18 protein-coding genes are annotated in these 17,550 nt (G+C 63.7%); 16 read left to right on the top strand and 2 right to left on the bottom strand.

Annotated elements, in window-relative coordinates; genetic code table 11:
* Positions 1-2: 2 nt before the first annotated feature.
* From dapA to UP06_RS33605, 4 genes are read left to right on the top strand one after another with little or no spacing between them, the layout of a single operon-like run.
* Positions 3-893, top strand: a complete 891-nt coding sequence (gene dapA, locus UP06_RS33620; RefSeq protein ID WP_045008006.1) for a 4-hydroxy-tetrahydrodipicolinate synthase — start codon at positions 3-5, stop codon at positions 891-893.
* Positions 894-942: 49 nt separating this feature from the next.
* Positions 943-1,353, top strand: a complete 411-nt coding sequence (mscL, locus tag UP06_RS33615; RefSeq protein WP_045008005.1) for a large conductance mechanosensitive channel protein MscL — start codon at positions 943-945, stop codon at positions 1,351-1,353.
* 59 nt (positions 1,354-1,412) lie between these two features.
* Entirely contained in the window at positions 1,413-1,886 is a 474-nt protein-coding gene (gene smpB / locus UP06_RS33610; protein ID WP_045008004.1) for an SsrA-binding protein SmpB, read from the top strand.
* 4 nt (positions 1,887-1,890) lie between these two features.
* A complete protein-coding gene (locus UP06_RS33605) occupies positions 1,891-2,484 on the top strand; it encodes a peroxiredoxin (protein WP_045008003.1) in 594 nt (197 codons plus the stop codon).
* Here the strand turns inward: UP06_RS33605 and UP06_RS33600 are convergent.
* Both UP06_RS33600 and UP06_RS33595 read right to left on the bottom strand, forming a co-directional pair.
* The gene (locus UP06_RS33600; protein WP_045008002.1) at positions 2,481-3,155 is read right to left on the bottom strand and encodes a uracil-DNA glycosylase; all 675 of its coding nucleotides are present in this window, start codon (positions 3,153-3,155) and stop codon (positions 2,481-2,483) included. The two genes, UP06_RS33605 and UP06_RS33600, sit on opposite strands and share 4 nt — an antisense overlap.
* Entirely contained in the window at positions 3,136-3,780 is a 645-nt protein-coding gene (locus UP06_RS33595; RefSeq protein ID WP_045008001.1) for a LabA-like NYN domain-containing protein, read from the bottom strand. Before UP06_RS33595 ends, UP06_RS33600 begins: the two co-directional genes overlap by 20 nt.
* A gap of 328 nt (positions 3,781-4,108) precedes the next feature.
* On the opposite strand from UP06_RS33595, the gene rpoZ reads away from it, so the two are divergent.
* The 12 genes from rpoZ (at position 4,109) to UP06_RS33535 (ending at position 17,388) form a co-directional block, all read left to right on the top strand.
* Positions 4,109-4,501 (top strand): DNA-directed RNA polymerase subunit omega, encoded by a 393-nt coding sequence (rpoZ, locus tag UP06_RS33590; protein WP_014494742.1) that lies wholly within the window; start codon positions 4,109-4,111, stop codon positions 4,499-4,501.
* A gap of 207 nt (positions 4,502-4,708) precedes the next feature.
* Positions 4,709-6,994 (top strand): RelA/SpoT family protein, encoded by a 2,286-nt coding sequence (locus tag UP06_RS33585; protein WP_045008000.1) that lies wholly within the window; start codon positions 4,709-4,711, stop codon positions 6,992-6,994.
* A gap of 45 nt (positions 6,995-7,039) precedes the next feature.
* Entirely contained in the window at positions 7,040-7,792 is a 753-nt protein-coding gene (locus tag UP06_RS33580) for a pyridoxine 5'-phosphate synthase (protein WP_045007999.1), read from the top strand.
* Positions 7,789-8,208, top strand: a complete 420-nt coding sequence (gene acpS / locus UP06_RS33575; protein WP_045007998.1) for a holo-ACP synthase — start codon at positions 7,789-7,791, stop codon at positions 8,206-8,208. The genes UP06_RS33580 and acpS overlap by 4 nt, the downstream gene beginning before the upstream one ends.
* A 249-nt stretch (positions 8,209-8,457) precedes the next feature.
* On the top strand, positions 8,458-9,222 hold the full coding sequence (gene lepB, locus UP06_RS33570; protein WP_045007997.1) for a signal peptidase I: 765 nt from the start codon (positions 8,458-8,460) through the stop codon (positions 9,220-9,222).
* Positions 9,219-10,055 (top strand): ribonuclease III, encoded by an 837-nt coding sequence (gene rnc / locus UP06_RS33565; protein ID WP_045007996.1) that lies wholly within the window; start codon positions 9,219-9,221, stop codon positions 10,053-10,055. The genes lepB and rnc overlap by 4 nt, the downstream gene beginning before the upstream one ends.
* The gene (gene era, locus UP06_RS33560; protein WP_045007995.1) at positions 10,045-10,971 is read left to right on the top strand and encodes a GTPase Era; all 927 of its coding nucleotides are present in this window, start codon (positions 10,045-10,047) and stop codon (positions 10,969-10,971) included. Before rnc ends, era begins: the two co-directional genes overlap by 11 nt.
* Positions 10,972-10,992: 21 nt before the next feature.
* Positions 10,993-11,373: a hypothetical protein gene (locus UP06_RS33555; protein WP_045007994.1), complete on the top strand. Its 381-nt coding sequence runs from the start codon at positions 10,993-10,995 to the stop codon at positions 11,371-11,373.
* Between the two features lie 69 nt (positions 11,374-11,442).
* Positions 11,443-12,195: a DNA repair protein RecO gene (gene recO / locus UP06_RS33550; RefSeq protein ID WP_045007993.1), complete on the top strand. Its 753-nt coding sequence runs from the start codon at positions 11,443-11,445 to the stop codon at positions 12,193-12,195.
* 124 nt (positions 12,196-12,319) lie between these two features.
* Positions 12,320-12,595 carry a hypothetical protein gene (locus UP06_RS33545; RefSeq protein ID WP_045007992.1) on the top strand — a complete coding sequence of 92 codons (276 nt, stop codon included), beginning with the start codon at positions 12,320-12,322 and terminating at the stop codon, positions 12,593-12,595.
* 60 nt (positions 12,596-12,655) lie between these two features.
* Positions 12,656-14,914 (top strand): DNA topoisomerase IV subunit A, encoded by a 2,259-nt coding sequence (parC, locus tag UP06_RS33540; protein ID WP_045007991.1) that lies wholly within the window; start codon positions 12,656-12,658, stop codon positions 14,912-14,914.
* A 335-nt stretch (positions 14,915-15,249) separates the two neighbouring features.
* Positions 15,250-17,388 (top strand): outer membrane protein, encoded by a 2,139-nt coding sequence (locus UP06_RS33535; protein WP_197087449.1) that lies wholly within the window; start codon positions 15,250-15,252, stop codon positions 17,386-17,388.
* Positions 17,389-17,550 lie beyond the last annotated feature (162 nt).

Here is a 17,550-nt window from a genome sequence, read left to right as displayed (position 1 = left end):
CCATGGCAGCCAAGACGAAATTCCGGGGGTCGTTCACCGCCTTGGTCACGCCGTTCAAGAACGGCTCGCTGGACGAGGCGGCGTTCCGGTCGCTGGTCAACTGGCAGATCTCCGAGGGCACCAACGGCCTGGTCCCGGTCGGTACCACCGGCGAGAGCCCGACGCTCAGCCATGACGAGCACAAGAAGGTCGTCGAATGGTGCATCGAGGAGGCCAAGGGCCGCGTGCCCGTGATCGCCGGCGCCGGCTCCAATTCGACCAAGGAAGCGGTCGAGCTGGCCCAGCATGCCGAGAAGGCCGGCGCCAACGCCGTGCTGGTGGTGACGCCCTACTACAACAAGCCGACCCAGGAAGGCATGTATCAGCACTTCAAGGCGATCAACGATGCGATCGGAATTCCGATCATCATCTACAACATCCCACCGCGCTCGGTGATCGACATGTCGGTCGACACCATGAAGCGGCTGTGGGAGCTGAAGAACATCGCCGGCGTCAAGGACGCCACCGCCAGCATGGTGCGCGTGTCGCAGCAGCGTGCGGCGATGGGCGAGGACTTCAACCAGCTCTCCGGTGAGGACGCGACCATCCTCGGTTACATGGCCCATGGTGGCCATGGCTGCATCTCGGTGACGTCGAACGTCGCGCCGCGGCTGTGCTCGGAGTTCCAGGCCGCCTGGGCGAAGGGCGACCACGCAACCGCGCTGAAGATCCACGACAAGCTGATGCCGCTGCACAACAACCTTTTCATTGAGAGCAATCCCGCGCCAATCAAATATGCAATGACGCTGCTCGGCAAGATGGACGAGACGCTGCGGCTGCCGATGGTGCCGGTGTCCGAGCCGACGCGCCTTGCGGTGCGTAGCGCCATGGTGCACGCCGGCCTGATCAACTAACGAGGCGGCGTACGTAACTTCATCGCCACGGGTAACGCAGGGGACCAGCATGCTCAAGGAATTCCGCGACTTTGCCATGAAGGGCAATGTCGTTGATCTCGCGGTCGGCATTGTCATCGGTGCGGCATTCAGTGGCATCGTCACGTCGCTGGTCGGCGACATCATCATGCCGATCATCGGTATGCTGGGCGGCCTCGACTTCACCAATTACTTTCTTCCGCTCGCGAAGAATGTGACGGCCACCAATCTAGCCGACGCCAAAAAGCAAGGTGCGGTGCTGGCTTACGGCAGTTTCATCACACTGATCGTGAATTTTGTCATCGTCGCGTTCGTTCTGTTCATCGTCATTCGCTTGATGAACCAGTTGAAGCGCCGGGAAGAGGCCAAGCCCGCGGAACCGCCGAAGCCGTCGGCGGAGGTCGTGCTGTTGACCGAGATCCGCGATCTCCTCAAGAAGTGACGCGCGCGCTTCATCCAAACTGTTAGCTTACGCGCCCATCTCGATCAGGTTTGTCTACCATGGCCGATAAGAACGAACGTCCTATCAAGGTCATGGCGGAAAATCGCAAGGCCCGCTTCAACTATGCGATCGAGGATACGGTCGAGGCGGGCATTGCGCTCACCGGCACCGAGGTCAAGTCGATCCGCAACGGCAAGAGCACGATCGCGGAATCATACGCCGATTCCAAGAACGGCGAGATCTGGCTGATCAACGCGACCATTCCCGAATATCTCCAGGGCAATCGCTTCAATCACGAGCCCAAGCGGCCGCGAAAACTGCTGCTGCACCGCAAGCAGATCAACAAGCTGATGGGTGCCGTGGACCGCGAGGGCATGACGCTGATCCCGCTCAAGCTCTACTTCAACGAGCGCGGTCGCGCCAAGCTGCAACTCGCAGTAGCAAAGGGCAAGAAACTGCACGACAAGCGCGAGAGCGAGAAGAAGCGCGACTGGAGCCGGGAGAAGGGCCGCTTGCTGCGGGCGCGGGGATAGCGAGATGAATCAGAAAAATCTGCTCGAGGTCGATTGGAGCCGGATTCCCGCACCCGCCGACGACGGCGGCGCCGCGCATCTGATCGGCACGACGCTGCCCGAAATCAGCCTGCTCGCGACCGACGACACCTCGGTCACGCTGTCGGCGCTCTCCGGCCGAAGCGTGGTGTTCGCCTATCCGCGCACCGGCGAGCCCGGCAAGATCTCGCTGGTCGATGATTGGGATATGATCCCGGGCGCGCGCGGCTGCACCCCGCAGACTTGCGCTTTTCGCGATCTGTTCGCTGAGTTGAAGGCCGCAGGTGCCTCACAGGTGTTCGGCCTCTCGACCCAGAGCAACGACTACCAGACCGAGATGGCGTCGCGGCTGCATCTGCCGTTCCCGGTGCTTTCGGATGAGAAGCTGGCGCTGACACGTGCCCTCAATCTTCCGACCATGGAGGTCGCCGGCCTGACGCTGATCAAGCGCCTCGCGCTGATCATCGACGATGCGAAGATCACGCATATGTTCTATCCAGTGTTTCCGCCCGACCGGAACGCGGGCGATGTGCTCGACTGGCTGAAGGCCAATCCCGCCAAGAGCCTGACCAAGGCCTAATCGAGGTCAGCCTTCACCTTCGCGAACACGCTGCGGAACATGTCCGGCGTCAGCACGCGAGTGTTCGTGTTGTAGCGGGAGCAGTGATAGCTGTCGTAGAGCTTGAATGGGCCGGCCTGATGCACCGCGCCGTGGCCGAAGGGGGCTTGCGAGGCCTTCAGCTTCAGCGGTTTGAGCACGGTGTCGTGCGCAATCCGTCCGAGCGCAACGATCGCGCGCAGGTTCGGCATCGTCTCGAGATTCGCCGCGAGGAACTGGCGGCAGGTGTTGATCTCCACCGGCAGCGGCTTGTTCTGCGGCGGCACGCAATGCACGGCATTGGCGATCCGACAGTCGACCAGCTTCATGCCGTCGTCAGGCCGCGCCTGATAGGTCCCCTTGGCGAAGCCGTATTCGAGCAGCGTGGCGTAGAGAAGGTCACCCGCATAATCGCCGGTGAACGGCCGGCCCGTGCGGTTGGCGCCCTGCATTCCCGGCGCGAGGCCGACGATCAAAAGGCGCGCCTCGATATCGCCGAAGGGCGCAACCGGCGCGTTGTGCCACAGCGGCTCGCGCGCGCGGTTCGCCTCGCGAAAGGCGACCAGGCGCGGGCAAAGCGGACAGTCGCGGTCGGGTACGAGTGCGAGGGGCTGGCGGCTTAGCCGGGCCGTCTCACTCCTCGAAGTCGTCATCGCCCCTCGGCGCCATGGTGGTCGCGCGCTGGAGGAACTGCGGGGCGTGGTGGCGTGCTTCGCGCTCGCCGCGATCGCGCGGGGCGGGGCGCTCGGACGGATCGCGGCCAAGCTTGGACTGCAATTCGACCAGGTCGGTGAAGACATCGGCCTGGCGGCGCAATTCGTCGGCGATCATCGGCGGCTGGCTGGCGATGGTGGAGATCACGGTGACCCGCACGCCGCGGCGCTGCACCGCCTCGACCAGGGAGCGGAAGTCGCCGTCGCCCGAGAACAGCACCATCTGGTCGATGTGCTCGGCGAGCTCCATGGCGTCGACCGCAAGCTCGATGTCCATGTTGCCCTTGACCTTGCGTCGGCCGGAGGCGTCGATGAACTCCTTGGTCGCCTTGGTGACGACGGTGTAGCCGTTGTAGTCCAGCCAGTCGATCAAGGGGCGGATCGAGGAATATTCCTGATCCTCGATGATCGCTGTGTAGTAGAACGCCCGCAGCAGTGTCCCGCGGCTCTGAAATTCCTTCAGCAGGCGCTTGTAATCGATGTCGAAGCCGAGAGTTTTCGCCGTCGCGTAAAGATTGGCTCCATCGATGAAGAGCGCGATCTTGTCGGTAGAGGAAGGTGACATTCAGTTTGCTCGCGTAGTGTTCGTGATAAATCGTTTATTGTTGGCGCGACGGCAGCAAGCCGCGCAGTTCAAACTACCGCCGAAACCCGTCGAAACCACAAATCCGGAGAAGTCGGGGCAATCAAGGTATAGTTATGGCGGTCTTGCATACACCCGGCGCCGCCCTCGATGGCCGCCCGGGAAAACACCCATCCCAGCCCCAATGTGGGGGTAGCAGAGCCGTTTGGCGAGGCCAAATCACAAATTGGCCTTGCGAAACCGCCTTGGTCCCTATAACTACCCCCAATCATCCACATATTTCGTCCCACCCACAGCGGAGCGACAGTCCATGGCTCGCGTCACCGTAGAAGATTGTATCGACAAGGTCGACAACCGGTTTGACCTGGTCCTGCTGGCTGCCCACCGCGCCCGCATGATTTCGTCCGGCTCACAACTAACGGTTGACCGCGATAACGACAAGAACCCTGTTGTATCTTTGCGTGAAATTGCCGACGAGACAATCTCGCCGGAGGATCTACGCGAAGAGCTGGTGCACTCGCTCCAGAAGTTCGTCGAGGTCGACGAGCCCGAGCCGGACACGGTGCCGCTGATCGGCTCCGCCGGCGCGAGCGTCGATGCGGACGATACCGAAGTTGCCGTGGAACGCATGACCGAAGAGGAGCTCCTGAAGGGCCTCGAAGGCCTCGCGCCGCCGGAAGAGCAACCCGAGGAGGACGAGTAATCGTCCCATCGCGATCGTCGAATTCTTGTGATCATATCAAAGGCCCGAACCCCTGTTCGGGCCTTTGCTTTTGTTGGCGTTTTCGTGGTTACCATAGCGTTGTCGGTTCGCACCGCGACCTGTCACTGAATTGATCGGACGCGCACGCGATCGGAGCTAAGATGTATACAACGGGCTGGTTCATGGCCCGTTTGAAGGCAGGACGGCATGGTGTATCGACGCCGCAGACCAACGCAGATGCAGGCCGCAACGGAATCGGTTGCCGTGGCCCCGACTGCGCCGGTGGCACGGCCGGCGAAGCCGCGCGCGCGAATGATGCGTCAATATGACCTCGTCGAGCGCGTCCGGTCCTACAATCCCAACACCAACGAAGATCTGCTGAACCGCGCCTATGTCTACGCCATGAAGGCGCACGGCTCGCAGACCCGCGCCTCCGGCGATCCGTATTTCTCGCACCCGCTCGAAGTGGCGGCGATTCTCACCGATCTGAAGCTCGACGACGCGACCATCGTCGCTGCGCTGCTTCACGACACGATCGAAGATACCGAGGCGACGCGGGCCGAGATCGACCAGATCTTCGGATCGGAAATCGGCGCGCTGGTCGAGGGCCTGACCAAGCTGAAGCGGCTGGAGCTGGTGTCGCGCGAGGCCAAGCAGGCCGAGAACCTGCGCAAATTGTTGCTGGCCATTGCCGACGATGTCCGTGTTCTCCTGGTGAAGCTGGCCGACCGCCTGCACAACATGCGCACGCTGGAGTTCGTGCCGACGGAATCGCGACGGCGCATTGCCGAGGAGACACTCGACATTTATGCGCCGCTCGCAGGCCGCATGGGCATGCAGGAGATGCGCGAGGAGCTGGAGGATCTGTCCTTCCGCACCCTCGATCCCGAAGCCTATTCGGTGGTGATGCAACGGCTCGATGCGCTCGCCGAGCGCAACCGCAACCTGATCGGCGAGATCGAGGCGCAGCTTTCCAACAATCTGCGTCACAGGGGCTTGGGCGCGCGGGTCTATGGCCGCCGCAAGAAGCCGTTTTCGATCTGGACCAAGATGGAGCGCAAGTCGGTCGGCTTCGAGCAATTGTCCGACATCTTCGGCTTCCGTGTCGTCGTCAACGACGTCGAGTCCTGCTATCGCGCGCTCGGCATCGTCCACACCACCTGGCCGGTCGTGCCGGGGCGTTTCAAGGACTACATCTCGACGCCGAAGCAGAACGATTACCGCTCGATCCACACCACCGTGATCGGTCCCGGCAACCAGCGCGCCGAGCTCCAGATCCGCACCGAGGCGATGGACCAGATCGCCGAGCGCGGCATCGCCGCGCATGTGTTCTACAAGGAAGGCGTGGGCTCGCCGACCGAATTCCTCAAGCGCGAGTCCAATGCGTTTGCCTGGCTGCGCCACACCGTCGGCATCCTCACCGAGAGTACCAACCCCGAGGAATTCCTCGAGCACACCAAGCTTGAGCTGTTCCACGACCAGGTGTTCTGCTTTACGCCGAAGGGCAAGCTGATCGCGCTGCCGCGCCACGCCAACGTGATCGACTTCGCCTATGCCGTGCATACCGATGTCGGCAACAGCGCGGTGGGCTGCAAGATCAACGGCAAGTTCGCGCCGTTGTCCTCGGAGCTCCAGAACGGTGATGAGGTCGAGGTGCTGACCTCGGAGGCGCAATCGGCGCCGCCGTCGGCCTGGGAAACGCTCGCGGTCACCGGTAAGGCGCGCGCCGCGATCCGCCGCGCCACGCGCACCGCCGTGCGCGATCAATATGCCGGTCTCGGCCGGCGTATCGTGGAGCGCCTGTTCGAGCGCGCCAAGATCGAATATGCCGACGACAAGCTGAAGGGTGCGCTGCCGCGGCTTGCGCGCGCGTCGATCGAGGACGTCATGGCGGCGGTCGGCCGCGGTGAGATCAAGGCCTCCCACGTCGCCCGCGCGATGTATCCGGACTACAAAGAGGAGCGCGTCGCGCGCTACGGCATCAAGAAGGGGTTGGCCAAGCTCAAGGAGAAGGTTGCCTCCGAGCCGCCGCGCAGCCCGGTCGCGATCCCGATCCGCGGCATCAATTCCGACCTGCCGGTGAAGTTCGCACCGAACGGCGGTGCGGTGCCCGGCGACCGCATCGTCGGCATCGTCACACCGGGTGAGGGGATCACCATCTATCCGATCCAGTCGCCGGCCCTGAAGGATTTCGAGGAGGAGCCGGAGCGCTGGCTCGACGTCCGCTGGGACATCGAGGACTCCATGCCGCAGCGTTTCCCGGCCCGCATCAAGGTCGAGAATGTCAACGAGCCCGGCGCGCTGGCGCAGATCGCGACCGTGATCGCCGAGCATGATGGCAATATCGACAACATCAGCATGCAGCGCCGCTCGCCCGATTTCACGGAGACGACGATCGACCTCGAAGTCTACGATCTGAAGCACCTCAGTGCGATCCTGGCCCAGTTGCGCGCGAAGGCGGTCGTCGCCCGCGTCGAACGTGTTAATGGATAGGCGGTCTTTCGCAGTCGCCTGTCCTTCGAATTTGTGAGCCTTGCAATGCCTGCTCTTCCGCTTCGCCTTGGCGTCAATGTCGATCATGTCGCGACCCTGCGTAATGCGCGCGGTGGCCGCAATCCCGATCCGGTGCGCGCCGCGCTGCTCGCGATCGAGGCCGGCGCCGACGGCATCACCGCGCATTTGCGCGAGGATCGCCGGCACATCCGCGACGAGGACATGGCGCGGCTGAAGGCCGAGATCTCCAAGCCGTTGAATTTCGAGATGGCGGCGACCGACGACATGATGCGCATCTCGCTCGCCACCAAGCCGCATGCGGTGTGCCTGGTGCCGGAGCGCCGCCAGGAGGTGACGACCGAAGGCGGGTTGGATGTGGTCGGCCAGCACAACGCGCTCGCACCCTACATCGCGCGGCTGAACGATGCCGGCATCCGCGTCTCGCTGTTCATCGCCGCGGACCCCGCGCAGATCGAGATGGCGGCGCGGCTGCGCGCGCCCGTGATCGAGATCCACACCGGCGCGTGGTGCGACGCCGTGGTCGACGGCCATACCGACAAGGCTGAGGCCGAATGGCAGCGGATCGTGGCGGGGGCGAAGCTCGCAAAGGCCGCTGGCCTGGAGGTCCATGCCGGGCACGGGCTCGACTATGCGACGGCAGAGACGATCGCGGCGCTGCCCGACATCATGGAGCTCAACATCGGCTACTCCATGATCGGCGAAGCTTTGTTCGTCGGCCTTGCCGAGACGGTGCGCAGCATGCGCGCGGCGATGGACCGCGGCCGGAGCCGGGCATGATCATCGGCATCGGCTCCGACCTGATCGACATCACCCGCGTCGCCAAGGTGATCGAGCGCCATGGCGAGCGCTTTCTCGGTCGCATCTTCACCGACGCCGAGCGGGCCAAGGCGGAGCGGCGCGCCAAGAACGAGAAGATGGTGGTAGCGACCTATGCCAAGCGCTTTGCCGCCAAGGAGGCCTGCTCCAAGGCGCTCGGCACCGGCATCCGGCGCGGCGTCTGGTGGCGCGACATGGGGGTGGTCAACCTGCCGGGGGGCCGGCCGACCATGCGGCTGACCGGGGGCGCTCTGGCCAGGCTTCAGGACCTGACGCCGGAGGGGTTCGAGGCGCAGATCGACTTGTCGATCACCGACGACTGGCCACTGGCGCAGGCCTTCGTGATCATTTCCGCCGTTCCGCTGGCCAAGCCTTGATGGGCTGGCGAAAATTTTATAATTCTCATTAAAAATCAATATCTTATACGTTTTTGATGCGATCCTTGATTGCGTGGCTCCCGACAACCGTCTAAAAGTCCGCGAACGCAAATCAGCCCGGGCGAATTCGGCTTTACGCCGGAATTGGCCCTCACTATCAGAATCAGGACAATCTCCTTGCGCCGCGCAGCGATGGGCCGTTCGCGGGAGGAGGGCGCTCTGTGACCGCCGGTCGGAATTGAGAGAGCAATGAGCGTGACTTCGGGAACAAAAACTGAGAGCGGCGTCGGCGAAACGATCCGGGTCGTGATCCATGCCCTCCTGATCGCGCTTGTGATCCGCACCTTCCTGTTCCAGCCCTTCAACATCCCGTCCGGCTCGATGAAGGCGACGCTGCTGGTCGGCGACTATCTATTCGTCTCGAAATATTCCTACGGCTACAGCCACTACTCGATCCCGTTCTCGCCGCCGCTGTTCTCGGGGCGGATCTGGGGTTCGGACCCGAACCGCGGCGACATCGTGGTGTTTCGCCTGCCGAAGGACGATTCCACCGACTACATCAAGCGCGTGATCGGGCTTCCCGGCGACCACATCCAGATGAAGGACGGGCTGCTCTACATCAACGATACGCCGGTCGAGCGGCAGCGCATGAGCGAATTTGTCGGCGAAGATCCTTGCGGTTCCGAAGGCGGCGGCCTTTCTCGGGTGAAGCGCTGGAAGGAGACGCTGCCGAACGGGGTGTCCTATGAGACGCTGGATTGCGCCGACAACGGCTATATGGACAACACCAACGTCTACACCGTGCCGCCCGGCCACTTCTTCATGATGGGCGACAACCGCGACAACTCGACCGACAGCCGCTTCCTCGGCCAGGTCGGCTACGTGCCGCAGGAGAACCTGATCGGCCGCGCCCAGATGATCTTCTTCTCCATCGCCGAAGGCGAGCATGCCTGGATGTTCTGGCGCTGGCCGTGGGCGGTGCGCTGGAATCGTTTCTTCAAAATTGTCCGATGAAAGACGAAGCCAAGGACATCACGACCCAACCGATCGAGGCGCAAGCTGGCCCTGACGGCGAAGCTGTGACCAAGACGCTGACGTCCAAGACGCCTGCGAAGAAGAAGCGGGTGCGCAGCGGCAAGGCCAAGGCGGCTGACGCGAACGCGGCGCTCGAGGCGCGCATTGGGCACGGCTTTGCCGATCCGAACCTGCTGATGCTGGCGATCACGCATGTTTCGGCGCTGAAGTCCGGGCGCAAGCGCGGCGACAGCTATCAGCGGCTGGAATTTCTCGGCGACCACGTGCTCGGGCTCGTCGTCTCCGACATGCTCTATCATACCTTCCCGAACGCGGATGAGGGCGAGCTGTCCAAGCGGCTTGCCGAGCTCGTGCGCAAGGAGAGCTGCGCCGACGTCGCCAAGTCGCTCGGTCTGCTCGACGACATCAAGCTGGGCTCGGTCGGCCCCAGCGCCGACGCCCGGCTGCGCAAGTCCATACTCGGTGACATCTGCGAGGCGGTGATCGGCGCCATCTTCCTCGACGGCGGCCATGCGGCCGCGGACGAGTTCGTCAAGCGCAACTGGACCGAGCGCATGCACAAGCCGCGGCGGCCGCTGCGCGATCCCAAGACCGTGCTCCAGGAATGGGCACAGGGGAAGGGACTGCCGACGCCGGTCTATCGCGAGGTCGAGCGCACCGGTCCGCATCACGATCCGGAGTTTCGTGTCGCGGTGGACCTGCCGGGGCTGGCGCCGGCCGAAGGCACCGGCGGCAGCAAGCGCGCGGCGGAGAAGGTCGCGGCCTCAGTCATGATCGAACGTGAAGGTGTTGGCGGCGGCAATGACGGTTGAAGCAAGCGGCGAGACGCCCACTGCTACGCGCTGCGGCTTCGTGGCGCTGATCGGCGCCCCCAATGTCGGCAAGTCCACGCTGGTCAACGCGCTGGTCGGGGCGAAGGTCACGATCGTCTCGCGCAAGGTGCAGACCACGCGCGCGCTGATCCGCGGCATCGTCATCGAGAACAATGCGCAGATCATCCTGGTCGACACGCCCGGTATCTTCCTGCCCAAGCGAAGGCTCGATCGCGCCATGGTCTCGACCGCCTGGAGCGGCGCGCATGACGCCGATCTTGTCTGCGTGCTGCTCGACGCCAAGGCCGGGATCGACGAGGAGGCCGAAGCGATCCTCACCAAGGCCGCGAGCGTCAAGCACGACAAGATCCTGGTGATCAACAAGGTCGACCTGGTCCAGCGCGAGAAGCTTTTGGCGCTGGCGCAGGCCGCCAACGAGCGCATGGCCTTCACGAAGACCTTCATGATTGCGGCGATCTCGGGCGACGGCGTCGACGACATCCGCAATACGCTCGCCGAGATGGTGCCGCCGGGTCCGTTCCTCTATCCCGAAGACCAGATGTCGGATGCGCCGATGCGGCATCTCGCGGCCGAGATCACCCGCGAAAAGATCTTTCGCAAGCTGCACCAGGAATTGCCTTACCAATCCACGGTCGAGACCGACAAGTGGGAGGAGCGCAAGGACAAGTCGGTGCGCATCGAGCAGACGATCTTCGTCGAGCGCGAAAGCCAGCGCAAGATCGTGCTCGGCGCGGGCGGCGCCACCATCAAGTCGATCGGCGCGGACTCGCGCAAGGAGATCGGCGAAATCCTGGGCGTGCCGGTGCATCTCTTCCTGTTCGTCAAGGTGCGCGAGAACTGGGGTGACGATCCCGATCGCTATCGCGAGATGGGCCTGGAATTTCCCAAAGAATAACCAAGAAAAGATCGGTATTTGATGAGCGTGCCCCGCAACGTCCAGCGCTTCGAAGCGTTGCTCTATGCTTCGCTGATGCTGGATGCCCTGTCGGTCGCGGTCCAGGACCGCACACCCACCGTCGACATGACCGAGCAGATGATCATGACGGCGACGCTGCTCGCCGGCGCCATGATTTCGCTGCTGGTCTATTTCGTCTGGCTCGCCGCGCATGGGCGCAAGAACTGGCCGCGCTGGGTGCTGGCGGCAGCGCTGGTGCTGTCGGTGATCTCGCTCGGCCAGATCATCGGCGAGCGGGGCCTGGAGCTCGACAGCGTCATCGAAATCGCCTCCTGCGTGCTGACGGTGTTCGGGCTGTATTTCTCCTTTAGCGGCGACGCGCAGGGCTGGTTCAACGCGTGAGGTCAAATTGGTGGGCACGCTTCGCTTTGCCCACCCTACGATTCCTCAAAATGCGCTAGACTTCCGTCCATGGAGTGGACCGACGAAGGCATCGTGCTGGGGGTGCGGCGGCATGGCGAATCCAGTGCCATCGTCGAGCTTTTGACGCGCGAGCACGGCCGGCATCTCGGCCTCGTGCGTGGCGGCGCCGGCTCGCGGATGCGGCCGCTCTTGCAGCCGGGAAACAGCGTCAGCGTGGTGTGGCGGGCGCGGCTCGACGAGCATCTCGGCACCTATGCGATCGAAGGCTTGAAGCTGCGCGCGGCGACGCTGCTGGGATCGTCCCATGGCGTTTACGGCGTCACCCATCTGGCCTCGATTGCGCGGCTCCTGCCGGAGCGCGATCCGCACGGGGAGATTTTTGCGCTGCTCGAACATTCGCTCGACGATTTCGACGACATCGGCAGCGCCGCCGTGCACGTCATCCATTTTGAACTGGCGATGCTCACCGAACTTGGCTTCGGGCTGGCGCTGGAGAATTGCGCGGTGACCGGGGAGACCACGGACCTGATCTACGTCTCGCCGAAATCCGGCGGCGCGGTGTCACGCGGCGCAGGCGAGCCGTGGCGCGATCGGCTGTTGCGGCTGCCGCAGTTCCTGCGCCAGGGCGAGGTGCAGGACGACCTCACCGATGAGGATCTCCAGGACGGCTTTCGGCTCACCGGCCTGTTCCTGCTGCGCCATGTGCTGGAGCCGCGTGGGCAAGCCCATTCCGACGCGCGGGCCGGCTTCATCAACGCGCTGACACGGCAGCAGGCCAAAGCGGCGCTCCCAGCGCCATGAAAAGGCGGCGCTTCCCGCGCCATGACGCCAGCGCGCCCCTGTATTGCCCAATCAGGCAGCAGTTTGCGGAACAATAGACGGGTTCCCGGACTTGCCCTTGGGGTTCCAATCCGGGGATAGCCTGATGTTGATCAAGGGAATGCTGATATCGGCAGCGCTTGTCGCGCTGGCGCCGGACGCCCTCGCAGGCGAGCAACCGGGTGTGTTTCGCCGTGCCTCCTGCACCGTTGTCAGGTTCTACGTGGCCAAATATTCCGCTGGGGCCGCAGAGGCATGGGCGCGGTCCAAGGGCGCTACAGAGGCCGAAATCGAGGCCGCGCGCCGTTGCCTGGCCAATGCGCCGGTGACCGCTCAGGCCAAGGTTCAGCCGACCGTGACCGCCGGCTGGGCAGGGCAGTAGAAGCCCACAGGGAACCAATCCATCCTTGCCCGATTCGCCTTCACGGTTTAACCGGGCGGCATGGGAAAACGAATCGTTCCGCCGGAAGAACCGGCCGAAATTCACGATGTGCCGCTGCGTGAGGCGCTGGAAGAGCGCTATCTCGCGTACGCGCTCTCCACCATCATGCACCGCGCGCTGCCGGATGCGCGCGACGGCCTGAAGCCGGTGCACCGGCGCATCCTCTACGGCATGCGCCTGCTCCGGCTCGACCCGGGCACGGCCTTCAAGAAATCCGCCAAAATCGTCGGCGACGTGATGGGCTCCTTCCATCCGCACGGCGACCAGGCGATCTACGATGCGATGGTGCGCCTCGCGCAGGATTTCTCCTCGCGCTATCCGCTGGTCGACGGCCAGGGCAATTTCGGCAATATCGACGGCGATAACCCCGCGGCCTACCGCTACACCGAAGCTCGCATGACCGAGGTTGCGCGGCTTCTGCTCGACGGCATCGACGAGGACGGCGTCGAGTTTCGTCCCAACTACGATGGCCAGTCCAAGGAGCCGGTGGTTCTGCCGGGCGGCTTCCCGAATCTGCTCGCCAACGGCGCGCAAGGCATCGCCGTCGGCATGGCGACCTCGATCCCACCGCACAATGCCGCCGAGCTCTGCGAGGCAGCGCTGCATCTGATCGAGAAGCCCGACGCGAAATCGAAGGCCCTGCTGAAGTGGGTGAAGGGCCCGGATTTCCCGACCGGCGGCATCTGTGTCGATTCCAAGCAGGCGATCGCTGAAGCCTACACCACCGGCCGCGGCTCTTTCCGCGTCCGCGCCAGGTGGGAGCAAGAGGAGGGCGCCCGTAGCACTTGGGTCGTCGTCATCACCGAGATTCCCTTCCTGGTGCAGAAGTCGCGCCTCGTCGAGAAGATTGCCGAGCTGCTGGACCAGAAGAAGCTGCCGCTGGTCGGCGATGTCAGGGACGAGTCGGCCGAAGACGTCCGTCTCGTGATCGAACCGAAGTCGAAGAACGTCGATCCTGCCCTGATGATGGAATCGTTGTTCCGGTTGACCGAGCTCGAAAACAAGATTCCGCTGAACCTCAACGTGCTGCTGAAGGGCCGCATCCCCAAAGTGGTGGGTCTGGCTGAGTGCTTGCGCGAATGGCTCGACCATTTGCGCGACGTCCTGATCCGCCGGACCAACTTCCGCAAGGCGCAGATCGAGCATCGGCTGGAAGTCCTCGGCGGTCTCCTGATCGCCTATCTCAACATCGACGAGGTGATCAGGATCATCCGTACCGTAGATGAGCCGAAGCCGGCGCTGATGAAGGCGTTCAAGCTCACCGAGGTACAAGTCGAGGCCATCCTCAACATGCGGCTCCGGAGCTTGCGCAAGCTCGAGGAAATGGAGATCCGCACCGAGGACAAGAACCTTCGCAACGAGCTCAAGGGCATCAACGCATTGCTCGCGTCCGAAGCCGAGCAGTGGAAGAAGGTCGCCGAGCAGGTCAGCAAGGTCCGCGACATGTTCGGACCGAAGACGCCGCTCGGCAAGCGCCGCACCACCTTTGCGGATGCGCCAGAGCACGATCTTGCCGCAATGGAGGAAGCCCTCGTCGAGCGCGAGCCGGTGACCGTTGTCGTCTCCGACAAGGGCTGGATCCGCACCATGAAAGGCCATGTCGAGGATCTCTCGGGCCTCGCCTTCAAGCAGGACGACAAGCTTGGCTTCACCTTCTTCGCGGAGACGACCTCGAAGCTGCTGCTGTTTGCCACCAACGGAAAATTCTATTCGCTCGACGTCGCAAAACTGCCGGGCGGCCGCGGTCATGGCGAGCCGATCCGCCTGTTCATCGATCTCGAGCAGGACGCAGCTCCCGTCACGCTGTTTGTCAACAAGGGCGGGCGCAAATTCCTCGTCGCGAGCCACGAAGGCCAGGGCTTTGTCGTCAACGAGGACGATTGCGTTGGCACCACCAAGAAGGGCAAGCAGGTTCTCAACGTCGACATGCCGAACGAGGCGCGCGCGATCACCGAGGTGCTCGGTGACACCATCGCGGTCATCGGCGAGAACCGCAAGATGCTGGTCTTCCCGCTCAGTGAAGTGCCGGAGATGGCACGCGGCCGCGGCGTTCGCTTGCAGAAATACAAGGACGGTGGCCTCTCCGACATCGCGGTGTTCGACGCCAAGGCGGGCCTCACCTGGAAAGACTCCGCCGGCCGCGAATTCAGCGCGACCATGAGAGAGCTCGCCGAGTGGAAAGGCACCCGCGCAGATGCCGGCCGCCTGCCGCCGAAGGGCTTTCCGAAGTCGAACAAGTTCGGGCGAGTGATCGGGTAACTCAACTTTCAAACAGCAGGCGCGCCCTCCTGATTCGCAATCGCGTATCTCTTAACGCTTGATTGCGATTTCTTGCTTTGTGCCGACAAAAGCAGCATTTTTCGCAAGCTTGTTGTTGCCGTTTGAACACGCCGCAAGGCTTTCGCGTTCGCGCGCTCAACGGGAGATAGCGAATCACGAATCGCCGTGATTCCATTTGTGCTAGGATATTTTTGGAATTTCGTTGGGGACTGGGAATGGGGCCGGGATCGAACACGGCGTTGCGGCCGCCGCGCTGCCTGCTTCTTTGTAGCGTCTCAATCATCGCCTTGTCCGGTTCGGCGCTCGGAGCCGACTTGCCCGTAAAGGCGTCACCGGCGCTCGCCGCGTCCTGGGCGGGCTTCTACCTTGGTGTCCACGGCGGATATGGCTGGGAGCGCGACGACTTCTCACAGTCGGAGGCGTTCGCGCTGGCGACGCCGCAATCGATCAACGGCATCCGCGGGAAAGGCGCCGTCTACGGCGCGCAGGCCGGCTACAATTGGCAGTTCGGCCGCGCCGTCACCGGGCTCGAGTTCGATTTCTCGGCGACCGACATCAAGGGCAGCAACGCGGTCAGCCAACTCCTCGGCGGGACTGACACGACGACCATCACGCTGGGCGAGAAGGCGCAATATCTCGGCAGCGTTCGCGGCCGCCTCGGCTGGCTGCCGGCCGACAATGTGCTGCTGTATGGGACCGCGGGCCTCGCCTGGGAGCGGCTCGACTCCACATCGCAGACATTGCAGACCTCGACGGCGCCGGTCAGTGCGACGCTGTCGTCCAGCCGCACGCCAACCGACAAGTTCGGCTGGGTCGCCGGCGCTGGCGTCGAGGCGATGCTGGGCAGCCCGAACTGGATCGGCCGCATCGAATATCTGCACTACGATTTCGGCCAGATCGCCGACTCATCCGCGATCACCGCTGCGATCGGCCAGGTGAACTCGACGTCGGGGTCGCAGACCATCGACATGGTTCGCGTCGGCGTGTCCTACAAGTTTGGCGCGCCAGCGCGGCAAGCACCGGTGCCTCACGTCAAGGCGCCCGTGCTGGCATCGGCGCGCAGCGGCTGGGCCGGGTTCTATGCCGGCGCCCATGGCGGCTATGGCTGGGGCGATGATCCCGCGACCTTGCCCCTGACGCTGCTCGACTTTGCGCCGGACGGCGCGCTGACCGGCGCAAAGTCGCAAGGCTGGGTCGCCGGCGGTCAGTTCGGCCACAACTGGCAATATAATCGAGTGGTCGCCGGCCTCGAGGCCGACCTCAGCGCGGCCGACATCAAGGGCAGCACTTCGACGGCATCGATTGCGTCTCCTGGCTTCGCCTCGACGCTGAAGTTCGACGAGAAGGTGAAATATCTCGGTACCGTGCGCGGCCGTCTCGGCTGGACGCCGATCGACACCATACTGCTTTATGGGACCGCCGGCCTCGCCTGGGAACGGCTGGAGATCACCCAGGTGCAGCAGGACACCACCGCGACGGGCGTCACCACCACGCGGACGGCTACACCGAGCGACCGCTTCGGCTGGGTTGCAGGTGCGGGCGGCGAGATGATGCTCGGCAGCAGCAACTGGATCGGGCGGCTGGAATATCTGCACTACGATTTCGGCCGCGTCCGTTCCGATTCAAGCCTGGTCGCCGTCTCGCCGCCGTTGACGAATTTTGCCGCGGCGACCTCGATCGGCCACCAGACCGTCGACCTCGTGCGTGCCGGCGTGTCCTACAAGTTCGGGCCGGACGCCGTCTCGCCCGTGTCTGCGCTTGCCTATGCCAAACTTGCCGATGCCAAGGCGGGCCCGATGCCATCGCTGCAAAGCTGGTCCGGCTTCTATCTTGGCGCCCATGGCGGCTATGGCTGGAAGCAGAACGATTTTTCGAACGGCTCCTTGCTTGGCGGGGTCACCATCGGCGATATCAGGTCGAAAGGCTGGCTCGGCGGCGGCCAGGCCGGCTACAACTGGCAGTATGCGAGCGCCGTTGCGGGTGTCGAGATCGACGGCAGCGCGACCGGCATCAAGGGCTCGACCCCAACCGTGCTCGCCGGCACCGTCAGCGACACGCTGTCGGACAACGTCAAATATCTGGGCACGGTGCGCGGGCGTCTCGGCTGGACGCCGTCGAGCGGCTGGCTGCTCTATGCCACCGGCGGTCTCGCGTTCGAACATGCGCACCGTATCGATTCCTCGGCCAATTCGGCCCCCAGTCCGATCACAGCCGCCGTGGTCGAGACGGCGCGCAATCATTTCGGGGTTGCCGCCGGTGCGGGTGTCGAGACCTTCCTCGGCAATTCGAACTGGATCGGCCGCATCGAATATCTGCATTACGATTTCGGCACGGTGGAAGCGAAGACCAACATCGCCACGACCGAGCCCGGCGGTGCGCCCACCACCGATCGCGGCGGCCGGCAGACGATCGATACCGTCCGCGCCGGGGTGTCATACAAGTTCACGCCATAGAGCTGCGCTCAGATCGCCCCGACGAGCCCGAGGCCACTGTCGCAAGCGTAAACGCACGCGGGTGAGGTCGATCATCGCTCCGCCCGCATCCCGCAAACGCGCGGCAGCTAGTCACCATCGCATGAGCAATGCGGTCGCGTGCGGCACGAACATTGCCTTTTA

This window comes from Bradyrhizobium sp. LTSP857, from assembly GCF_000938285.1.
Classification (GTDB): domain Bacteria; phylum Pseudomonadota; class Alphaproteobacteria; order Rhizobiales; family Xanthobacteraceae; genus Bradyrhizobium.
This window is presented reverse-complemented; position numbering and strand designations above follow the sequence as displayed.